The sequence below is a fragment of the Terrabacter sp. FW104-15G4B genome (assembly GCF_058790095.1).
The window spans coordinates 1,923-3,524 of the sequence record NZ_JBYTCI010000060.1; the positions used below are offsets into that span (position 1 = coordinate 1,923).

The 1,602-nt window shown below is 56.6% G+C and carries 1 rRNA gene (cut by a window edge); it reads right to left on the reverse strand.

Features of this window, described 5'->3' with window-relative positions:
* Window positions 1-1,542 (reverse strand): 23S ribosomal RNA (locus AC3WRT_RS20515); it reaches 1,687 nt to the left of the window's first position.
* Window positions 1,543-1,602 lie beyond the last annotated feature (60 nt).

Genomic DNA, 1,602 nt, shown 5'->3' on the forward strand with positions numbered 1-1,602 from the left:
CGCCGGTTCCGGAATATCAACCGGATGTCCATCGACTACGCCTGTCGGCCTCGCCTTAGGTCCCGACTTACCCAGGGCAGATTAGCTTGACCCTGGAACCCTTGGTTATTCGGCGGACGGGTTTCTCGCCCGTCATTCGCTACTCATGCCTGCATTCTCACTCGTGTGGCCTCCACGGCTGGTTCACACCGCCGCTTCCCTGGCCACACGACGCTCCCCTACCCATCAACACGCCTGGACACCGAACCCGCAGGTGTCGGTGCCGAGCAATATGTCAATGCCACAGCTTCGGTGGTGTGCTTGAGCCCCGCTACATTGTCGGCGCGGAATCACTTGACCAGTGAGCTATTACGCACTCTTTAAAGGGTGGCTGCTTCTAAGCCAACCTCCTGGTTGTCACAGCAACTCCACATCCTTTCCCACTTAGCACACGCTTAGGGACCTTAGCTGGTGATCTGGGCTGTTTCCCTCTCGACTACGGAGCTTATCCCCCGCAGTCTCACTGCCACGCTCTCACTTACCGGCATTCGGAGTTTGGCTAACGTCAGTAACCTGGTGAGGCCCATTAGCTATCCAGTAGCTCTACCTCCGGTAAGAAACACGTGACGCTGCACCTAAATGCATTTCGGGGAGAACCAGCTATCACGGAGTTTGATTGGCCTTTCACCCCTACCCACAGCTCATCCCCTCAGTTTTCAACCTAAGTGGGTTCGGTCCTCCACGCAGTCTTACCTGCGCTTCAACCTGGCCATGGGTAGATCACTCCGCTTCGGGTCTAGACCCAGCGACTGAAACGCCCTGTTCGGACTCGCTTTCGCTACGGCTTCCCCACACGGGTTAACCTCGCCACTGAGCACTAACTCGCAGGCTCATTCTTCAAAAGGCACGCTGTCACCCCACACGCCCAACGGCGGGAGGCTCCAACGGATTGTAGGCACACGGTTTCAGGATCTATTTCACTCCCCTCCCGGGGTACTTTTCACCTTTCCCTCACGGTACTTGTCCGCTATCGGTCACCAGGGAATATTTAGGCTTAGCAGGTGGTCCTGCCAGATTCACACGGGATTTCTCGGGCCCCGTGCTACTTGGGAAATCCACCGGGAGTCCACACCATTTCGTCTACGGGGGTCGCACCCTCTATGCCGAGCCATTCAATGCTCTTCGACTATGACGCAGATTTCTTACTCCCTGCAAGGGTGTCAGCCCCTGCCGGCGGGTCCCACGACCCCGAACGTGCAACGCCTGACAGCTATCACACACGCCCGGTTTAGCCTCATCCGCTTTCGCTCGCCACTACTCACGGAATCACATGTTGTTTTCTCTTCCTGTGGGTACTGAGATGTTTCACTTCCCCACGTTCCCTCCACACACCCTATATATTCAGGTGCGGGTGACTGGACTTGCCTCCAGCCGGGTTTCCCCATTCGGAAATCCTCGGATCACAGTCTGGTTATCGACTACCCGAGGCTTATCGCAGATTCCTACGTCCTTCTTCGGTTCCTGGTGCCAAGGCATCCACCGTGTGCCCTTAAAAACTTGGCCACAAAGATGCTCGCGTCCACTGTGAAGTTCTCAAAATACAACCGGCACCCCACCCCCCAC